Below are 20172 nucleotides of genomic sequence, written 5' to 3' on the forward strand. Positions count from 1 at the left end.
TATCCAATTATTTTACTTTCAGTAATACGGCGCCGTGTTTCGGCACGGCGTAACTATAGCCTTCGTCAGCGCGATGATCGCTGTGCGCCCACAGGTCACGGACAGTGGTTCCCTTCACTTTGATATCGGCCCAAAGACCACTGATCAGCGTGTTTTCCTCGCCACGATTGAACAGGGCGACAGCCGTCGAGCCATCGGCCAGTGTCTTGGTCCAGACCTCGGTCGTGCCGTCCTTCTTCGCCGGCAGGCCCTGCGCACCCAGTGTATCCTGGTCGATGGCGATGACGTCCTTATTGGTCAGCAGGGACAGGGTTTCCGGTGTCATGTGGCGGACATCATTACCCAGCACCAGCGGCGCCGACATCATCGCCCAAAGGGTCATGTGGGTGCGATATTCGTCCTGGGTCATGCCGCCATTGCCGATTTCCAGCATGTCGGGGTCGTTCCAGCCATTGGGGCCGGTATGGTTGGCGACGCCGTTCTTGTCGAAGCCGATCTTGGCCATGACATCGTATTTATCTTCGATATCGCCGGTGGTGCGCCACAGGTGGCCGCCGACATCGCGGCCCCACGAGCCCACATCGAAGCGACCGTATTCGCACAGGGAGTAGACGATCTCGCGGTCCGTGGCGTTCAGTGCTTCGCCCATTTCCTGATAGGTGGCGTAGACGGTTTCGGCGTTGCTGTAGAAGGCTTCGCCGGAGCACAGATCGTATTTCAGATAGTCGATGCCCCAGGCGGCGAAGGTGTCGGCGTCCTGCCTGACATGACCGTAGGAGCCATTATAGCCGGCGCAGGTTTTCGGTCCCGGCGAGGAATAGATGCCGAGCTTTAGGCCGCGCGCATGGACGTAGTCGGCCAGGGCCTTCATGTCAGGGAAGTTTGCGTTGGGGTGCAGCGTCCCTTGCGCGTCGCGCTCGCCCTGCCAGCCGTCATCGATATTGACGTAAATGTAGCCGGCGTCGCGCAGGCCAGAGGAGACGAGGGCGTCGGCGATTTCGCGGATTGTCTGGTCATTGATATCGGTGGCGAACTTGTTCCACGAACTCCAGCCCATTGGCGGAGTAGCGGCCAGCGGCTTTTGCGTCACCACGCGTTTGGCGGGCAGGGGATAGGTCAGGAAGTCCAGTGCCTTCAGTTCCGAACGCTTGCCCTTATGGGCGGTCAGGTCGAAATCCTGATACCAGACCTTGCCGGACATGCGGACCGATTTACCCTCCGGCTTGATGACGATATCGGTCATGGTAACGCGGGGATTGCCGTTATAGAGCTTGAAGACAAGGTTATCGCCCTCGGGGTGCAGATCGGTGAGCGGTAGGTCGCCATACCATTTCGACGTGACCTTGCCCGATAATTGGCCCTTCTTTTCCTCGATAACCAGTCGTGTAAAGCCGGGAAAGTCGGGTGACGAATCGAACACCCAGCTGCCTTTTGGCACCTCTGCGGCAGCAGCGGAAGCGAGTAAAAGCCCGCTCAGGATTGTGGTGGTCAACAGTTTGCACATAACGGGAATCCCTGAATTAACGGCTTGTCCGGTCTTCGGTATATAGTATACATCTAGGCTTGATCTTATCCGAATGGCAAGAGGCGGAGTGAATATGCGGACGCGAACAGGTCTTTTAACAGTGAGTCTGGCCTTTTGGAGCGCCGTTTCTGCATCCGCCGCTCCGACCGTGGCCGATTATCAGCGTTCGCTCAACCTGCGCGATGACTGGTCGGGTCTTACCGAGAATATCGCCGAGCCGGCGCAATGGATCGAGGGTACGCACCGCTTCATCTATCGCAAGACCGTGCCGGGCGGTTTCCAGTTCGTCATGATGGATGCCGACGGCAAGCAGAAATCCCCCGCCTTTGATCAGGACCGGCTGGCTACCGCCTTAAGCAAGGTATTGGGCGAGACCTATAGCGGCCTGCGCCTGCCCTTTACCGAGCCCATGGCCTCCGTCATTTTCACCGAGGGCGGCAAGGGACTGGTGGCCTGGCTCGACGAAGAGAATGTCTGGTCCTGTACCCTGACCGACTATATCTGCGCCCATTTGCCGGAAAGTAAGGACCAGCCGCGTGGTTTTGGTGTCGTGCGCGACCCGGCCATTCCGGCCGACAATACGCCGAAGTCGTCGCCGGACGGCAAGTGGCTGGCCTTCGTGCAGGGCTTTAATGTGGTGGTACGGCCGGCCGGCGGCGGCGCCATAACCATCCTCAGCACAGATGGCTCCGAAGGCGAGTTCTATGATCCGCAGTCGATCGTCTGGTCGCCGGATTCGCTTAAAATTGCCGCCTATCGCGTCCGCCCCGGCTTCGCCCGTCGCGTAACGCGGGTGGTGTCATCGCCTGAAGGCGGCGGGCAGCCGGAGTTGGCCACCCAGCTCTATCCCAAGCCGGGCGATGCCGTCGATATCGACCGCCCGGTGCTGTTCGATGTGGTGGCCAAGAAACAAACCAATGTGCCGTTCGACCTGTTCCCCAACCCCTACACAATGTCGGATATCAACTGGCGGGCGGATTCCTCGGCCATTACTTTTGAATATGACCAGCGCGGCCATCAGGCCTATCGCCTGATCGAGGCCAGCGCAAAAACGGGAGCCCCCCGCATTGTCGCCGAGGATCACGCCGATACTTTCGTCAATATCGAGCGGCGCTACAGCCATGATGTCAGCGGTCTGGGCAAGGAACTGATCTGGATGTCGGAGCGCGATGGCTGGAACCATCTCTATCTCTACGACCAGACCACCGGTAAGGTGAAGAACCAGATCACCAGGGGGAGTGGATCGTGCGCAAGGTGCTGAAGGTCGATGACCAGAAGCGCCAGATCTGGTTCGCCGCCAGCGGCATGTATCCCGGCAAGGACCCGTACTTCCAGCATGTCTTCCGCGTCGATTTCGATGGCAAACACCTGACTCCGATCACCACGACCGATGCCTGGCACGATGTCAGCTTCTCCAGTGATATGGCTTATTATGTCGATACATATTCGCGCATCGACCTGCCCAATGTGGCGGAGTTGCACAGCGCCGATGGCAAGCTGGTCACCGAAATTGAGCATGGCGATATCTCGAAGCTGGTAGCCGCCGGCTTCAAGGCGCCGGAGATCTTCACCGCCAAGGGCCGTGACGGCAAGAGCGATATCTGGGGCATCATCGTGCGACCGCGCGATTTCGACCCGAACAAAAAGTACCCGGTGATCGAGAACATCTATGCCGGCCCGCATGACAATTTCGTGCCCAAGACCTTCTGGCCGTTTGGCCTGCACTCCGGCGGCGACAAGGTGGTGGGGATGCAGGCTCAGGCCGATCTCGGCTTCATCGTGGTCCAGATCGACGGCATGGGCACGATGAACCGCTCCAAGGCCTTTCATGACGTGGCGTGGAAGAATGTCGGCGATTCCGGTTTCCCGGATCGCATCCTGTGGCACAAGGCGGTGGCGGCGAAATATCCGTGGTACGACATCAGCCGCGTCGGCATCTATGGCGGCTCGGCCGGTGGCCAAAGCGCGCTCGGCGCGCTGGAATTCCATCCGGATTTTTATAAAGCCGCTGTCGCCTATGCCGGCTGCTATGACAACCGCATGGACAAGATCAGCTGGAATGAGGAATGGATGGGTTGGCCGGTCGATGAATCGTACAGCAAATCGTCAGGTGTCGATAATGCCTGGCGGTTGCAGGGCCATATCCTGATGATCGTCGGAGAGCAGGACAGCAATGTCGATCCGTCCTCGACCCTTCAGGTGGTGAATGCCCTGATCAAGGCACGTAAGGATTTCGACCTGATCGTGGCGCCTAATCAGGGCCACGGCGCCCTGCGCAATGTCGGCGATTTCAGCTATGGCCTGCGCCGGCAGTATGATTATTTCGTGCGTTACCTGCGGGCTGAGCCGACGCCCGACTGGAACGCGTTGCAGGAAACGGCGCCGAAAGCGCCATAATCTGTCACAAAATCGTATAATTTATATTTGACGGACAATTGGATCGATGTTTTACATGGATATCGATCCCATTCATCCAAGGCCAGTTATGACCCGTCGCACCGTCTCCGCTTTCCGCCGTTGTTCGAGCCTGTTGGTTCTGGCCGCAGCCCTGACAATGAGCGGTGTCGCCCTGCCGGTTATGGCGGAAACCGCCGGGGTGGTGCAGCCGTGGAACAGCCCCGATGCGCAGGTGTCGGTCTTCGAGACGCCGGACTTCATGCTGTCGCTGCAGGAAACCTCGCAGACCCTGGTGTCCCTGGCGCCGAAGGCCGCGAAGGACGGTTTCGACTTCGCACCGGCCAATCGCTTTACCCAGCGCCTGGGGGATGGCGCCTACCGTATCGGCGATCTCGATCTGCGTCTGCGGACAGCCGGCAGTGAGACCTGGAGCGACTATTCCACCGCCTATAAGCGCGCCAAGGTCAAGCCGCTGAAGGCCAAGGGCACGCTCGCGGCTGCCGACATTACGCCTTCGCTTGGAGCCGGTTTTCCGCTAAAGGTGACGCGCACCTGGTCGGTCGTCGCGGGCAAGCTGGTTCTGCGCTATACCCTGACCAATCCCGGCAAGACGGCGATCGAGATCGGTGGCATGGGCCTGCCGATGGTGTTCGATAATATCATCACCGGTCGTCATCTCGATGACGCTCACGAAACCGCCTCGTTTTATGACCCCTATGTCGGTCGCGATGCCGGTTATCTCCAGGTCAATCGCCTGAATGGCGCGGGGCCATCTCTGCTGGTTCTGCCGGAAAAGAACACACCGTTCGAGCTCTACAAGCCGATCCTCAATGAGCGCAACGCCGACAAATCGCTGAAGATCTATAACGATCCCGAACCGCGCAACATGACCTTCGAGGGTTTCTATGACTGGATGGTCGCCTCGAAGGGCTTCGCCGATACCGACTGGAAGGGCGTCCAGCAGTGGAACGAAACCACGTCTCTGACGCTGAAGCCGGGCGAGAGCCGCACCATCGGCGTGCGCTTTGTGCTGTCGCCCTCCATCCGCGAGATCGAAACCACCCTGATGCAGAATGGTCGTCCGGTCGTCGTCGGCCTGCCTGGCTATGTGGTGCCGACTGATACCGATGCCGAACTGTTCGTCCATTCGGCGCAGGCGGTGAAGTCGGTCAGCATATTCCCCGAAGGCGCGCTTGAGGTTGGGACCGCTCATAAGGCTAAGGACGGTTGGGTAAAATACGCCGTCACCGGCAAGATTGATGGCCGTGCGCGCATGACTATCACCTATGCCGATGGTTCGGTGCAGACCGTGCATTACCTCGTCACCAAGCCCGAACAGCAGGTGGTGGCCGATATGGGCCATTTCCTGACGACGAAGCAGTGGTACGAAAATCCGTCCGATCCCTTCAAGCGCAGCCCGTCGATCATGGGGTATGACCGCGACAAGAACGCGATCATTACCCAGGACAACCGCGTGTGGATATCGGGCCTGAGCGACGAGGGTGGCGCCGGTTCGTGGCTGGCCACCATCATGAAGCAGCTCGACAATCCGGTGCCGGAAGAGATGGCCAAGTTCGAGCAATTCGCCGACACCACCCTGTGGGGCCAGATTCAGGTGCCCGACGGGCCTGACAAATACGGCGTGCGCAAGTCGGTCATGTTTTACGACCCGAAGACCATGCCGGAAGGCACCTACGATCCGAAGCTGAACTGGAACACCTGGTCGGCCTGGGACCGCGAAGGCGCCGCCGATCTTGGGCGCTCCTACAACTATCCGCACGTCGCCGCCGCCTGGTGGACGCTCTATCGCCTTGGCCGCTATCATGACGGGCTGACGACGAAAGAAACCTGGCAGACCTATCTGACCCGTGCCGCCGAGACCACCAAGGCGATGATGACCAAGGCGCCTTACTATACCCAGTTCGGCCAGATGGAAGGCGATGTCTTCGTCTATATTCTTCAGGATCTGAAGCGCGAAGGCATGACGTCCGAAGCGTCTGAGATCGAGACGATGATGAAGGGCCGCGCCGATATCTGGAAAACACTGAAATATCCCTTCGGTTCGGAAATGCCGTGGGATTCGACCGGCCAGGCCGAGGTTTATATGTGGTCGCGCTATTTCGGCGACGAAAAGGCCGCTGATGTGACCCGTGAGGTCATCCTGGCCTATGATCCGACGATTCCGCACTGGGGTTATAATGGCTCGGCCCGCCGCTTCTGGGACTTCCTCTATGCCGGCAAACAGTCGCGCATCGAGCGCCAGTTGCACCACTATGGCTCTTCGCTTAACGCCGTGCCCCTGTTTGACGCCTATCGGGCCAATCCCTCCGACTTCCAGCTTCTGCGCGTCGCTTATGGCGGTCTGATGGGATCGCTGACCAATATCGATAGCGAAGGCTTTGGCGCCGCCGCCTTCCACTCCTTCCCGGATGCCATGCACTGGGACGGCATGAACGGCGACTACGGCATGAGCTTCTATGGCCATGCGGTCAGCGCCGCCGCCTATCTGGTCGATCACCCGGCCTTTGGCTGGACCGGTTTCGGCGGGAATGTCAGCCAAGCGGACGGGATCATCACCCTGAAACCGACAGACAGCGCCCGCGCTCGGATATTCATCGCGCCGGCGGGCCTGTGGCTCACCCTCGATGCCGGCAAGTTCACCGCCGCCACTTATGATCCAAAAACAGGTGCGGTGACGGTCAGCCTGGCGCCGGCGGATGCGCACACGCCGAAAGCCTATCTCAACGTCAAGACCACGACCGTCACCGGCAAACCCTACACGGCGAACGCCAAAACCGAGCGCGGCGCCTATGTCATTCAACTCGGTGCAAATGCAACGACTATTGAACTGACGCCAAAAGCCAATTAACACTCATCAGGCCACGATCCGTCCGGATCGTGGCCAATTATATTTTTGGGAAACACAATGGGATTATTCGGACCACTGAAGCCGCTGAGGCGCGCGGAAGAAGACGGCAAGACACTGGCCAAGACACTGAGTTGGCCGCACCTTATGGCGCTGGGAATCGGCGGCATTATCGGCACGGGCATCTATACCCTGACTGGCGTCGGTGCCGGTCTGGCCGGGCCGGGTGTCATCATCTCCTTCGCCCTGTGCGGACTGGTCTGCGCCTGCGCGGCCCTGTGTTATACCGAGATGTCGACTCTGATCCCGACGGCCGGTTCGGCCTATACCTACAGCTATTCGAGCATGGGCGAGATTGTCGCCTGGGTCGTCGGCTGGGCGCTGATCCTCGAATATTCCCTGGCCTGTTCGACCGTTGCCGTCGGCTGGTCCGCTCACCTGGTCGGCTGGCTGGAAGAGGGCATTGGTCTGCACCTGCCGGCCTTCCTGCTCAGCGGCCCCTATGCCGGCGGACTGGTCAATCTTCCCGCCGTCGTTGTCTCCCTGGCGGTCATGGGACTGCTGCTGATTGGGGCGCGCGAAAGCGCCACGCTCAATATTATTCTGGTCATTGTCAAGATCTTGGCCCTCGGCGCCTTTGTCGTTCTGGGTTTCCCGGCTATTCAGGCGGGTCACTACGATCCCTTCATGCCGTTCGGTTTCCTGGCGCATGAGGTCGGCGGTGAAAAGCTCGGCGTCATGGCCGCGGCTGCCATCGTCTTCTTCGCCTTTTTCGGCTTCGATGCGGTTTCAACCTCGGCCGAAGAAACCAAGAACCCCGGCCGCGACCTGACCATCGGTATCCTGGGGTCCATGGGGGTATCGACGTTTATATACATGCTGGTGGCCGCTGTTGCCGTTGGCGCCGTCGGGTATCAGGATATCGCCGCTTCGGGCGAACCCCTGCCGCACGTCCTGCGCACGCTTGGCCAGCCGCTGGTGGCCTCGCTGGTCGGTGGTGCTGCCATCGTGGCCCTGCCGTCGGTTATCCTGGTCATGATGTATGGCCAAAGCCGCATCTTCTTCGTCATGGCGCGTGACGGTCTGCTGCCGCAAGCCGTGGCCAAGGTCAACGCCAAGGGCGCACCGGCCCTGATCACCCTCCTGACCGGCATCTTTGTTGCCATTTTCGCCGGCTTTATCCCGTTGAAGCAGATCGCCGAACTGTCCAATGCCGGTACCCTGATCGCCTTCGTGGCCGTGGCGCTTTCCATGATCATCCTGCGCAAGAAACTGCCGGACATGCAGCGGACCTTCAAGACGCCGCTTTACTGGCTGGTTGGCCTGATCACCATTGGCGGCTGTATCTTCATCTTTTCCAGCCTGCCGATCCAGAGCCAGGTCTTTACATTGATCTGGATGGCCATCGGCCTGGTCTTCTACTTTTCCTTCGGTCGGTGGAATAGCCGCCTGCGCAAGGAAGCCAAGGTGACACCTGCTGAATAGGGCAAGATTTTCATAGCAAAAAAAGCCCCGGAGCGATCCGGGGCTTTTTTTAGTTGATCATCGAGAAATCTTAAGCGCATCCCAAAAAGTGTGACGCGCTTTTTGGATTAAGATGCGCGACAAAAACAAAGGCCTAGAGCGTGTTCCGATTTGGTGCAAGCAGATCGGAACACGCTCTAAGCGCTGGCGGCTGTCTTTTCCGTTTCGAACTGCTTGCGCAGATCTTCCAGCGTCATGGCGATATGCTGGCGCATCAAGGCGGAGACCTCTTCCGACTTGCCTGAAGCCCACAGTTCAAACAGGGCCAGGTGCTCATTGTGGGCGCGATCATCGCGGCCGGCCGGCTCCAGGTGCTTGCCGACATAGCGTTCCGAGATGATATTCAGGCGCTCGATGATCTGTACCGTGATCTGGCGATGCAGCGGATAAACGAGCGACATGTGGAAGGCGCGGTTAAGCTTGCCCACCTGCGTCTTATCGCCACTGGCAGCAATATCAAGCGCATCGAGCGCGGTGCGGGCGGCCTTCCTGTCGGCATCGGTGGCCACTTTGGCAGCTTCACCCACGGCTTCGGGTTCGAGCTTGAGGCGCAGGGCGAAGACCTCTTCTACCTCATCGGCATTCAGCGGGCGGACGAAGAAGCCGCGATTGGCGTGGGAGAGAAGCAGGCCCTCCTGCTCCAGGCGGGCGAGGGCTTCGCGCAAGGGAATCTTGCTGACCCCCAGTTCAGCGGCCAGGGCATCCTGGCGGATGGCCGTATCGGTGGGCAGCTTGCCGGAAATGATGCGGTCACGGACCAGGGAGAAGATCTGTTCGGAGAGGGTTTGAACCACAATGGTCATGAAAGTTTTCCGGAGGGCGACAGGGTTCACGTGAGTCCTGCGCTATTTTTATATAGTATACACTAGACACCAGTCCGTCGCCATGACAAGGGCGCAACCGGTGTCAGGGATTAAATTCTGACATTTTCGTAATGCCAGCGGCCTATGCGGGAGCAGTGGTGGCAGAAGGCGCGGGTTTCGGCGAGCCGAAGTCTTGTGATAGGTTTTTCTTTATATGCCTATGGATTGCGAAAAGCATATATCGTATACGATCACTGGTGATCTATGGCAATGCGGATGAAAATAGTCGATGTCGGCGCCTCAAAATAACGCACTTAAGAAGAGTTTGGTCATTGGTGGCGGCGTGGTCGGCCTGAATATCGCCCTGGCGCTTCAGGCACAGGGATTTCAGGTCACCTTATGTGATAGTGGCAGCCGGGACTCGGCGTCCTATGGCAATGCCGGCCATATCGCCACCGAACAGGCCGAGCCGCTCGCCTCTATGGCAACCGTAAAATCGGCCTGGCGGCGCTGGTTCATGCGTGGCGGCGCGCTCTCCCTTCCGCCGCAAGGCTTTTTTGCCTGGCTGCCGTTTTCGCTGCGTCTGCTGGCTGCGGCGCAACCCAGGCGTTTCGCACAAGGCAAGGTGGCCCTGAAAAGTCTTCTGGCCCAGGCCATGCCCGCGTGGCAACGACGGGTAGCGGATATGGGCGCGCCGGACCTGCTCTGTGAAGACGGCCATTTTGTCGTCTGGGAAACGCCGGAAAGCGCCGCCAAGGGGCTGCGCGCGTGGTCTGCCGCCGACACCGGAACGGCCAGCCTGCGACCAGTGACCGATGACGAGATGGCGCAATTATCGGCGCTGACGCAAAAGAAAATTTACGGGGCGATTCGCTTTATCGGCACGGCGCAGATCGCTGATACCCGCCGGATGCTGGAAACCCTGGGCGAGCGTTTCATCGAGCGCGGTGGCCGATATCTGCTTGAGCGCGTAGAGAAAATGATTATCCGCAAGGGCAGCGCCTGGGCGGTGCTGAGCGGGGGCGAACAACTGGCCTCCGATACGGTTGTGATTGCGGCGGGTATCGGCTCCAAACCCCTGCTGGAAGGTCTGGGTCAGGCTGTGCCTATGATCGCCGAGCGCGGCTATCATATCCAGACCCCGGATCATGGCTGGCCGAAGGGCTTCCCGCCGGTGGTCTTCGAGGATCGCTCGATGATCGTGACGGGATTTGAAAGTGGCTTGCGGGCGGCCTCGTTTGTCGAGTTCAATCGCCAGGATGCCGCGCCGGACCCGCGCAAGTGGGCGCGCCTGCGCCGGCATGTCGGTGAGCTTGGCCTGCCGTTCAAAGGCGAGGGGGCGGCCAAAACACAGCAATGGATCGGCACGCGGCCGACCCTGCCGGATTACCTGCCGGCCATCGGACAATCTGCCAGGGCAGATAACCTCTATTATGCTTTCGGCCACCAGCATCTCGGCTTGACCCTAGGCGCCATTACCGGCGAAATTGTTGCCGAGATGATAGCGACCGGTCGGGCGCCTGGCGCTTTCGACCTGTCGCGTTTCAAGTAAGGAATTCCCCATGATCGGTTCATCCACCCCCGAAGCCGAACTGGCCAAGCTGTCGGTCTATGCCCATCAGGCGCCGGCCATCATCATAACCGAACGCCTGACGCGTATCGAAAAGGCGCGCAAGCTGACCCGTGACATGGGCGCCGATGCGCTTCTGGTCGGGGCCGGAGCCAGCCTCAACTATTTCGCCGGCGTGCCGTGGGGGGCTTCCGAGCGTCTGGTCGGGATGCTGATCCCGGTGACCGGTGATCCGCTGATGATCTGTCCGTTCTTCGAACTGGGCTCGCTCGAAGCCGATATGAAGATTACCGCCGAGTTCCGCCTGTGGCAGGAGCATGAGAGCCCGCACGCCCTGATCGGCCAGGCCATGGGCGACTGGGGCGCCAAGGTGATCGCCGTCGATCCGGCCATGTCGTTCGAGATGGTCAGCCGTCTGGGCCCCGAAACCGGCTTAGATATCCGCGAAGCCTCGTCGGTCATCAATGGCTGCCGCATGTACAAGTCGGCGGCCGAACTGGCCCTGATGCAGCAGGCCAAGGACATGACCATCCTGGTGCATAAGGCCGTCGCGCGGATGCTTTACGAGGGTATTACCACGAAGGAGGTGAACACCTTTATCGAGGCGGCGCACCGCAAGTTGGGGGCTTCGGGCAATTCCTTCGTCATCACCCAGTTCGGCCGCGGTACGGCCTTCCCGCACGGCCTGCCCGGCGAGCAGCGCCTGAAGGAGGGCGATATGGTGCTGGTCGATACCGGCTGCTATGTGCAGGGCTATACATCGGACATCACCCGCACCTATATCTTCGGCCAGCCCAAGCCGGAATATCAGCGCGTCTGGGACATCGAAAAAGAAGCCCAGGCGGCCGCCTTTGCGCGCGTCGAGGTCGGCCTGCCGTGCGAAGCGGTCGATTACGCCGCCCGCGCCGTGCTGGAAAAAGCATGGCCTGGGGCCGGATTACACTCTGCCGGGCACGCCGCACCGCACAGGTCACGGCATTGGCCTCAGCATCCATGAGCCCGCCTATCTGGTGCGTGGCGACAAGACCCCGCTGGCGCCGGGCATGTGCTTCTCAAATGAGCCGATGATCGTGGTGCCCGATACATTCGGCGTTCGCCTGGAAGACCATATGTACGTCACCGAAAATGGCGCGAAATGGTTCACCGAGCCACAGGAAGCCATCGACAGGGTATAGTTGCGAGAGCCGGCGGATAATTTCGCCGGTTCTTTTCGGATTATTTTGTTGACTAGGAAATCATATTATATAATTTCCTAGTCAACAAATGAGGCCGCCATGAGTACTGCCGTACACCCCTCTCATCTGACTTCACACCTCGGCTTCTGGCTGAGGTTCGTCTCTAACCATGTTTCCCATGCCTTTGCCCGCAAACTGGAGGGCCGCGACGTCACCGTGGCGGAGTGGGTGCTGCTGCGAGAGCTTTATGATGCGGACACCATCGCTCCCAGCCGGCTGGCGGAGCGGATGGGCATGACGCGCGGGGCCATCACCAAACTGGCAGACCGCCTTATCGCCAAGGGACTGGTCAGCCGTCAGGCCAATCCGGAAGACGCGCGGGCCCAGACCCTGACAATCACGGTGGCAGGACAGGGACTTATCCCCGAACTCTCGGCTCTGGCAGATAGCAACGACGCCGAATTTTTCGGCCACCTGACGCCAGCCGAGCGAGAGGAAATTGAGCGACTGCTCAAGGATATTATTACGCGGCGCGGGTTGACGGCCGTGCCTGTCAGCTAGGCGCCGTTACTTGTTTCAGTTCATCTAAGAAGGCGTGAAGCCATGCACACATCTGTTATATCCGTTATCCAGGATTGCCATGAAGCGTCCGAAAGCGATCGAATGAACTTTCCGCAGATACTGGAAAAATTTCATTTCGTCGGTATCGAGGGGTACAGCGTTGACTATCGCCGCTCGGCCAAGACATATTATCAGCCGGACGGTGAAAGCCTGGACCTTTCATTCGCTCCTCTTGAGGTGCCGGTGGCGGCCACTTTCGACAGCGGACGCCTGCAGGCTGCGATCCGTGAAGCCCAGGCCAATGCGGCGGGCTATACCTATCGCAGCTTTTGCCGCAAGGTGATGCTGGCTGGCTGTGCTGGCTATATCGTGTCTATTCCGGGCCGCCGTGTCCTTTATTTCGGACGGACGGCCGAAATCCATATCGAGCATTTTCCCGGACAGGCCTGACAAGAGGCTGGCCTTTGCCCCTGCGCATCTGACCTCAGGATTGCATGAAGAACGCTGAAAGTCTCTAAATCAACGGGCCATTTGCCACGGGGTCACCGAAATCGGGTATACCGTCCGCCGTGTAATGGATCGGCTGGACGCGGGTATGGCGGTTCGGGTCGAACAGGGGATCACCCTGGATTTCCTTATAGTCGCGGGCGTGATAGACCAGCATGTCGCGCCCGTTTTCATCGATGGTGAAGCTGTTGTGACCGGGGCCCCAGACGCTATGGGCTGGCGAACTCCTGAATACCGGTTCCGGTGATTTTATCCATGACGCCGGATCCATGATGTCGGCATCGTCGCGCGCGGTCAGCATACCCATGCAGTAATGGTAATCGGTGGCGGCGGCCGAATAGGTCAGGAAGAGGCGGCCGTTGCGCGCCAAAAGGGCCGGACCTTCATTGACCCTGAAGCCGATGGTTTCCCACTCATAGGTCGGCACCGTCAGACGGGTCGGTTTTGCAGCGAGAGTGATCGGCGTTGCCAGGGGCGCCAGGTAGAGATTGCTGTTGGTGTCGATCCCTGGTTCGTGCTGCGCCCAGCACACATAGCGCATGCCGCGATGGACGAAGGTCGTCGAATCGAGAGTGAAGGTATCCCACGGCGTTTCAAGCTGCCCGGTCAGGGACCACTTTCCGGTCAACGGGTTGGTATCCGGGCAGGAGAGCACATAGGTGCGGATATGGAACTTGTCGTCGCCATTACCGGCGGCGAAATAGATGTGCCACTGACCGTCGAAATGATGCAGTTCCGGCGCCCAGATATAGCCTGCCATCCGGCCGCTTTCCGGACGTCGCCAGACCACGGTCTCGTCCGCTCTCGCCAGTCCGGTCAGGGTGCGGGCGCGGCGGATGGCCAGCCGGTCATATTCCGGCACCGAGGCCATCATGTAGTAATAGCCATCGTCATGCCGGAATACCTGCGGATCGGCGCGTTGCAGGACCAGCGGATTGACGATCTTCGACGGACGCTCAGCCGCCTGCGCGAGAATAGGGGACATCAGACCAGCACCTGCGGATGTGGTTATAAAGTGACGACGGCTAAGGATGGGCATTGCGGACTCTGGGAAAACCGGGGAGGGATAAATGTCAGACAATTGCCCTTACACCGCGCAAAGGCGCCTTGTCAAACCACGGCCGTGATGACATGGGCCTGTATCTTCGCGGCGATCGCGCCATGACCATGTCTTCCGGCCAGCGAAGCGGTGACATAATCTGTTGCAGCTTCCAGGTTTCCACCGGCGGCCTCGAGATCATTGCGCAGAAGGGTGCCCTGGCAATAGGCGGTGGCCACATGATGTGGGGATGGCGCGCGGCTGGTTTCGGTTCGGGTGTCTATGGCCACATCAGAGAAGCCCGCGGTCTCCAGTTCGCTACGTATCACTGTCGTATCGTGGTAGCCATGCGGTGTGCGGGCCAGAAAACGCGGCGGATCTGCCGGCAGGAGGCGGGCGAGGGCATTGGTCACGTCATCGGCAAACACATTCGTCTCGATGCGATCCCAGACGCTGAACAGGAAACGCCCGCCGGCTTTCAGTACACGCCGGGCTTCGCGGTAAGCCTGTGCGCGATCCGGAAAGAACATGGCGCCGAACTGACAGAAGACGAGATCGAAGCTTTCGTTTGCAAACGGCAGCGCCATGGCGTCGGCCTGTTGCCATTGGATGCGCTTATCCGGCGGTTGCTGTGAGGCCGCGTAATCAAGCATCGGCGGGTTCAGGTCGGTGACGATATAGCGGGTTTCGGGCGGTAATTGCGGTACCAGGGCACGCGTAACGACACCGGTGCCTGCAGCGATTTCCAGTACCGCATCCAGTTTCAGGGCGGCCGCACGCCTAGCCATATCGTCGGCATAGGGCTGGAAGATCAGCGGCACCATGTGGCGGTCATAATTTTCCGGCACCGAGCCCGCGAATACCTTGTCTGAGTCCCGCATGATTGTCATCGCTCTCCGGCATCAGGCCGTGAGAGAGTGTACTACGCTGCCAGCTTACGAGAAACAGTCATCTTTCGCCTTGCCGCTTTCGTCCAGGCTGATGTGCGCCGTGTTCATGCGGGCGGGGTGCATGTAATAAACATCGGCCGGAATACGATGATCCCAGCGGTAGACTTCCGACAGAAGGGCGTAGAATTCCGGATCATGGGCCTTGAAATCGTCGGCGTTCACGACTGTCAGGGTGTCGGTGATGTATGCCTTGTTGGAATTGAACCAGAACTGCGTGCCTTCGGCCCAGTATTCATCCAGCGTATTGGCCATGTAGGCGCCCTGCCACAGGCGCTTTTCCCTGGCATGGGCATAGGCGGCTTCAACGCGCGTTTCCAGCACCGGATCGGCCGTGCGGATAGCCTCGAAAATGCTGTGCGAGAACTCGTGAACCAGGATGTTCTCGCCGTAATAGCGCGTGCCGGGCACGCCCATGATGTTTTCAGCCGCCCCCGTGGTGTAGGTGCCGCCCATGCCGCGGGCGCGCTGCGCCCAGTAGTCGCGGTCGCTTTGCAGGCCGATGCCCTTGGCATAATCGCGCACATCGCATTTCGACAGTCGCGGATCATCGATGGCCGGCTTTTTCCAGTCGCTTTGTTCAGGAATATCTGTCGTCGTTTCGTCGATCGCCATGATGCCGACGCGGGCGCCATACCGGATCAACTGGTTGCGGATATCCGGCCGCTCTGAAAGCATGTAAAGCACGATATCGCGCGCAACCATGATGCCCGCGTCAGGGACATTCTTCGAGCCGATGATCGGAATGCCGCCGGCATCGGCATATTTCTGGTAGAACGGGTCAAGGTTCAGCCACTGCGGCGGGTGCGTGATAAGGCGGGCGTCGAAGAATGGGATTTCCGCCTTTGCCATAACGGCGCGCTCCGCTTCTGTCGCCAGGCCCGGACTTGATACTAAAGACCCGGACAACAGAAGGCTGGCGATCAGGACAGCGAAAGAAAGCCCCCGCTTCATGCTACTTCTCGTCTGCGTAGGGGCCCTTGCCGCCTTCCGCGATAAAGCGGTCGACGCGCGCTTCCAGCACCGGCAGCGGGACCGAACCCAGTTGCAGGACGGCGTCGTGGAACTGACGCAGGTCGAACTTTTCGCCCAGGGCGGCTTCGGCCTTGTGACGGGCCTTCCAGATGGCCATCTCGCCGAGATAGTAGGAGAGCGCCTGGCCCGGCCAGGCGATATAGCGATCCACTTCCGTGGTCACTTCATGCTTGGAGAGGGCGGTATTTTCCAGCAGATAATTCTGGGCCTGTTCGCGCGTCCAGCCCTTGGCGTGGATGCCGGTATCGACCACCAGGCGGCAGGCGCGCCACATCTGGTAGCTCAACATGCCGTAGGTTTCATAGGGCGTGTGGTACATGCCCATCTCGACACCCAGGCGTTCGGAATAGAGCGCCCAGCCTTCGCCATAGGCCGAGATATAGGTGAACTGACGGAAGGGCGGCAGGTCGGTGTTCTCCGCGGCCAGCGGCATCTGGAAGGCGTGGCCTGGCGCCGATTCATGCAGGGTCAGGGCCGGCAGCGAATAGAGCGGACGTGACGGCAGGTTCCAGGTATTGACCAGGTAGACGCCGGGGCCGCCGCGGCCGCCGGTATAGAAGGGGGCGATATCATCCGGCACGGGAATAATCCCGAAGCGCGAACGGGGAAGCCGGCCGAAATATTGCGACGCCTTGCCATCAAATTCCTTGGCGGTCCAGGCGGCGCGGTCGAGCAGGGCTTGCGGCGTGGTGACGTAGAACTGCGGATCCGTGCGCAGGAAATCGTTGAAGGCCGGCAGATCGCCCTTGAAGCCGACCTGATCCTTGATCGCCAGCATTTCCGCCTTGATCTTGGCCACTTCGTCGAGGCCGATCTGGTGGATCTGTTCCGGAGTCATGTCGACCGTGGCGTATTCGCGCACCTGTGACTGGTAGAACGCCTTGCCATTGGGCAGGTCATAGGCGGCGATCGACCTGGCGGCGCCGGGGATATATTCCTCGCGCATGAATTTGAGCAGGGTCTTGTGCGCCGGCAGCACCGACTTGGTGATGGCATCGGCGGCGGCCTTGCGCAGTTCGGCCTGTTTCTCGGCAGGGATGGTGGCCGGCAGCGACTTGAATGGCGTGTAGTAGATATTGTCTTCAACGGTCTTGGCGTCGGTCACGCTGGTGATGGTGGCATCGCGGCCCTGCAGCGAGATCTGCGGCAGGGTGAAGCCGCGCTTCAGGCCGGCGCGCATATTGTCGGTATTGTCCTTGAAATAGCGCGGCATGTCATTGAGCTGCGCAATATAGTTGCGATAATCGCTCTCACTGTGGAAGCTGCCGCGCGCCATGCCGGCCAGATCACCCCAGAAGGAGGTGTCGCCGCTTAAGGGGCGCTGATAGACTTTAAATTGCTGATCGGCGATCAGGGTTTCGATCTGGAAGCGGTAAACCTGGTAGTCCTCGGCTTCCTTGGGCGAGAGCGCCTTGACATCGACGGTATCAAGTTGCTTCAGCGTGTCCTGCCAACGGGCCAGCTTGGCAGCTTGGGCCTTTTTCGGAAACGTCCGGCAGATGGGCGGCCACCTCGCCAGAGGGGCTATCTTCATTGGCGGCTTCCTGCTGGCTGCGCCAGTCCCATTCACTCTTATATATGGACTCGAACTTCTGGTCCGTTGCCGTATCGGCCAGTGCCGGCAGGGCGGAAAGCGAGGTCAGGATGACGGTAAGGGCGGTGGCGTGCAGCAGGGCTTTCATCGGCGATGACCTCACATTTATATGTATTGCCAGATAATTGTATACAGTATAATCGTTGGGGCGCAACTACCGGATTCACATAACGAGGCTATGAAATGACCCGCCCGATACTGCCAGATATGACTAAGATCGACCGCCGTTTCCTGCTGAGGGGCGCCGCGGCCGGCAGCCTTCTGGCCTCGATCAGCGGCGTGGCTTATGCGAAGGAGAGCGGCATAGCCCTGCCATCGGTGGCGCAACCGGTGCCGATGGAAGATGTGCGCCTTTTGCCGTCGCCTTTCAATGACGCGGTCGAGGCCAATACCAAGTACCTGATGTTCCTGTCGCCGGACCGCTTCCTGCATAACTATCACAAGTTCGCTGGGCTTCCCGTCAAGGGTGAGATCTATGGTGGCTGGGAATCCGACACCATCGCCGGCGAAGGGCTCGGCCACTATCTCAGCGCTCTGTCTTTGATGTATGCGCAGACCGGCAATCCGGAATGCCTGAACCGCGTCAACTATATTGTCGATGAGCTGGCCAAGGTGCAGGCGGCGCAGGGCGATGGCTATACCGGCGCCATCATGCGCAAGCGCAAGGACGGTTCGCTCGTTGACGGCAAGGAAATCTTCCCGGAAATCATGGCGGGCGATATCCGTTCGGCCGGTTTCGATCTCAATGGCGCCTGGTCGCCCTATTACAGCCTGCACAAGCTGTTCGCCGGCCTGCTCGATGCCGACAAGTACTGCGGCAACAAGAAGGCCATCGACGTCGCGGTCGGCTTCGGCGGCTATATCGAGAAGGTCTTTGCCGCGCTCGATGACGAGCAAACACAAAAGATGCTCAACTGTGAATATGGCGGGCTCAATGAATCCTTTGCCGAACTTTATACCCGCACCAATGACCCGCGCTGGCTGAAACTCTCGCAGCGAATCTATGACAAGAAGGTGCTCGATCCGTTGAAGGCCGGCGAGGACAAGCTGGCCAATTTCCACGCCAATACCCAGATCCCCAAACTGATCGCGCTGGCGCGCCTGCACGAGATCACCGGCGACGCCTCGGACGCCAATGCCGCCAGCTTCTTCTGGCAGCGCGTGACCCAGCACCACAGCTTCGTCATCGGCGGCAATGCCGACCGCGAATACTTCTTCGAGCCGGATACCATCGCCACCCACATCACCGAACAGACCTGTGAAAGCTGCAACAGCTACAATATGCTGAAGCTGACGCGGCATCTCTATAGCTGGTCGCCGGATGCTGCCTATTTCGACTATTACGAACGCACGCACCTCAACCATATCCTGGCGCAGCAGAATCCGAAGACGGGCATGTTCGCCTATATGATGCCACTTATGTCGGGCACGGCGCGAGAGTTCTCCTCGCCGGAAAATGATTTCTGGTGTTGCGTGCTGACCGGCATCGAAAGCCATTCCAAGCACGGCGACAGCATCTACTGGCAACAAGACGACACCTTGTTCGTCAATCTGTATATTCCCTCGACCCTGAACTGGGCGGCCCAGAACGCGGCTTTCCAGCTCGACACCAAATATCCCTATGATGGCCATATCGCCTTCAAGATGACCCAGCTATCGGGCGCCAAAACCTTCACAGTGGCCCTGCGCATTCCGGCCTGGGCGGCCTCGTCGAAATTCCTCGTCAATGGCAAGCCAGCCATGGCGACCTCGGCCAAGGGCTATGCCCTCGTCCGCCGCAAGTGGCGTGCCGGCGACGTGGTCACGCTCGACTTGCCGCTTGATCTGCGGTTTGAACATACGGCCGGTGACGAGAAGGTCGTGGCCCTCTTGCGCGGGCCGATGGTGCTCACCGCTGATCTCGGTTCCGCCGAAGACAAATGGGAAGGCGACGCGCCGGCGCTTGTCGGCGCCGATTTGCTGGCCGGTTTCACACCGGTTTCGGTCGAGCAGGCGGTCTACAAAACGAATGGCATCGGTCGTCCGGGCGATATGACCTTCAAGCCTTTCTATTCCCAGTGGGAGCGCCGCAACGCGACCTATTTCAGCAAGTATAATGACGCCGAATGGGCCGAGGCGCAGGTGGCCTATAAGGCCGAGCAGGCCCGCCTGAAGGACGAAGCGGCGCGGTCGGTCGATGTCATGCACCTCGGCGAGATGCAGCCGGAACGCGACCACAATCTGAAATCGGAAATCTCGTATCCGGTCATCTATCGCGGTCGTCAGGGCCGTGATGCCCGCACGCTTGGCTTCTTCTCGTTCGAGATGAATACCCAGCGTGACGGCAAGGATGTGGGCCCGTTGATTTTGCAGGCCACCTACTGGGGTTCGGAAAACAACCGTGTCTTCGATATTCTGGTCGATGGCGTGACCATCGCTCACGAACGCCTGACCGGCCGTCAGCCCGGCGCCTGGATCGATGTCGATTACCCTATCCCGCTGGAACTGACCAAGGGTAAGGCCAAGGTGACGATCAAGTTCGATCCAAAGGAAGGCAAGACGGCCGGGCCGGTGTTTGGTGTCAAGCTGTTCACCGCCGCCGCTGCCGGGACTACCGCTTAAACAAAAATCCCGCCATCCGAAGATGGCG

General features: G+C 59.6%; 14 protein-coding genes and 2 pseudogenes. 10 read left to right on the plus strand and 6 right to left on the minus strand.

All coding sequences use genetic code 11. From position 1 onward, the window contains the following. Nucleotides 1-7 precede the first annotated feature (7 nt). Nucleotides 8-1504: a glycoside hydrolase family 27 protein gene (locus NVV72_13495; GenBank protein ID MCR6660293.1), complete on the minus strand. Its 1497-nt coding sequence runs from the start codon at nt 1502-1504 to the stop codon at nt 8-10. 430 nt (nt 1505-1934) lie between these two features. Between NVV72_13495 and NVV72_13500 the strand changes: the two are divergent. The 4 genes and pseudogenes from NVV72_13500 to NVV72_13515 all read left to right on the plus strand — a co-directional run bounded on the left by NVV72_13500 (nt 1935) and on the right by NVV72_13515 (nt 8273). After that, nucleotides 1935-2929 (plus strand): annotated as a pseudogene (locus NVV72_13500) (DPP IV N-terminal domain-containing protein). A 402-nt stretch (nt 2930-3331) separates the two neighbouring features. Continuing rightward, a complete protein-coding gene (locus NVV72_13505) occupies nt 3332-3922 on the plus strand; it encodes a S9 family peptidase (GenBank protein ID MCR6660294.1) in 591 nt (196 codons plus the stop codon). 88 nt (nt 3923-4010) lie between these two features. Next, on the plus strand, nt 4011-6791 hold the full coding sequence (locus tag NVV72_13510) for a DUF5695 domain-containing protein (protein MCR6660295.1): 2781 nt from the start codon (nt 4011-4013) through the stop codon (nt 6789-6791). Between the two features lie 57 nt (nt 6792-6848). Then, nucleotides 6849-8273, plus strand: coding sequence for an amino acid permease (locus NVV72_13515; GenBank protein ID MCR6660296.1), 1425 nt, complete (start codon nt 6849-6851; stop codon nt 8271-8273). A gap of 176 nt (nt 8274-8449) precedes the next feature. On the opposite strand, the gene NVV72_13520 is transcribed toward NVV72_13515, so the two are convergent. Beyond that, nucleotides 8450-9115 (minus strand): GntR family transcriptional regulator, encoded by a 666-nt coding sequence (locus NVV72_13520; GenBank protein MCR6660297.1) that lies wholly within the window; start codon nt 9113-9115, stop codon nt 8450-8452. A gap of 289 nt (nt 9116-9404) precedes the next feature. Between NVV72_13520 and NVV72_13525 the strand changes: the two genes are divergently transcribed. The 5 genes from NVV72_13525 (at nt 9405) to NVV72_13545 (ending at nt 12871) form a co-directional block, all read left to right on the plus strand. Beyond that, a complete protein-coding gene (locus tag NVV72_13525; protein ID MCR6660298.1) occupies nt 9405-10667 on the plus strand; it encodes an FAD-binding oxidoreductase in 1263 nt (420 codons plus the stop codon). Between the two features lie 10 nt (nt 10668-10677). Continuing rightward, nucleotides 10678-11682: a Xaa-Pro peptidase family protein gene (locus NVV72_13530; GenBank protein ID MCR6660299.1), complete on the plus strand. Its 1005-nt coding sequence runs from the start codon at nt 10678-10680 to the stop codon at nt 11680-11682. A gap of 13 nt (nt 11683-11695) precedes the next feature. Continuing rightward, on the plus strand, nt 11696-11860 hold the full coding sequence (locus NVV72_13535; GenBank protein MCR6660300.1) for a M24 family metallopeptidase: 165 nt from the start codon (nt 11696-11698) through the stop codon (nt 11858-11860). A gap of 99 nt (nt 11861-11959) precedes the next feature. Beyond that, a complete protein-coding gene (locus NVV72_13540; protein MCR6660301.1) occupies nt 11960-12421 on the plus strand; it encodes a MarR family transcriptional regulator in 462 nt (153 codons plus the stop codon). A 42-nt stretch (nt 12422-12463) separates the two neighbouring features. Next, nucleotides 12464-12871 carry a DUF1398 family protein gene (locus NVV72_13545; GenBank protein MCR6660302.1) on the plus strand — a complete coding sequence of 136 codons (408 nt, stop codon included), beginning with the start codon at nt 12464-12466 and terminating at the stop codon, nt 12869-12871. A gap of 64 nt (nt 12872-12935) precedes the next feature. On the opposite strand, the gene NVV72_13550 is transcribed toward NVV72_13545, so the two are convergent. The 4 genes and pseudogenes from NVV72_13550 to NVV72_13565 form a co-directional block, all read right to left on the minus strand. After that, on the minus strand, nt 12936-13913 hold the full coding sequence (locus NVV72_13550; GenBank protein ID MCR6660303.1) for a glycoside hydrolase family 43 protein: 978 nt from the start codon (nt 13911-13913) through the stop codon (nt 12936-12938). 125 nt (nt 13914-14038) lie between these two features. Then, nucleotides 14039-14848 (minus strand): methyltransferase domain-containing protein, encoded by an 810-nt coding sequence (locus tag NVV72_13555; protein ID MCR6660304.1) that lies wholly within the window; start codon nt 14846-14848, stop codon nt 14039-14041. Between the two features lie 54 nt (nt 14849-14902). Beyond that, nucleotides 14903-15868, minus strand: coding sequence for a glycoside hydrolase (locus NVV72_13560; protein MCR6660305.1), 966 nt, complete (start codon nt 15866-15868; stop codon nt 14903-14905). Nucleotide 15869: 1 nt separating this feature from the next. Then, nucleotides 15870-17631 (minus strand): annotated as a pseudogene (locus NVV72_13565) (DUF885 family protein). 95 nt (nt 17632-17726) lie between these two features. Here NVV72_13565 and NVV72_13570 point away from each other — a divergent pair. Next, nucleotides 17727-20144, plus strand: a complete 2418-nt coding sequence (locus NVV72_13570; GenBank protein ID MCR6660306.1) for a glycoside hydrolase family 127 protein — start codon at nt 17727-17729, stop codon at nt 20142-20144. Nucleotides 20145-20172 lie beyond the last annotated feature (28 nt).

This window comes from Asticcacaulis sp. (assembly GCA_024707255.1).
Classification (GTDB): Bacteria; Pseudomonadota; Alphaproteobacteria; order Caulobacterales; family Caulobacteraceae; genus Asticcacaulis.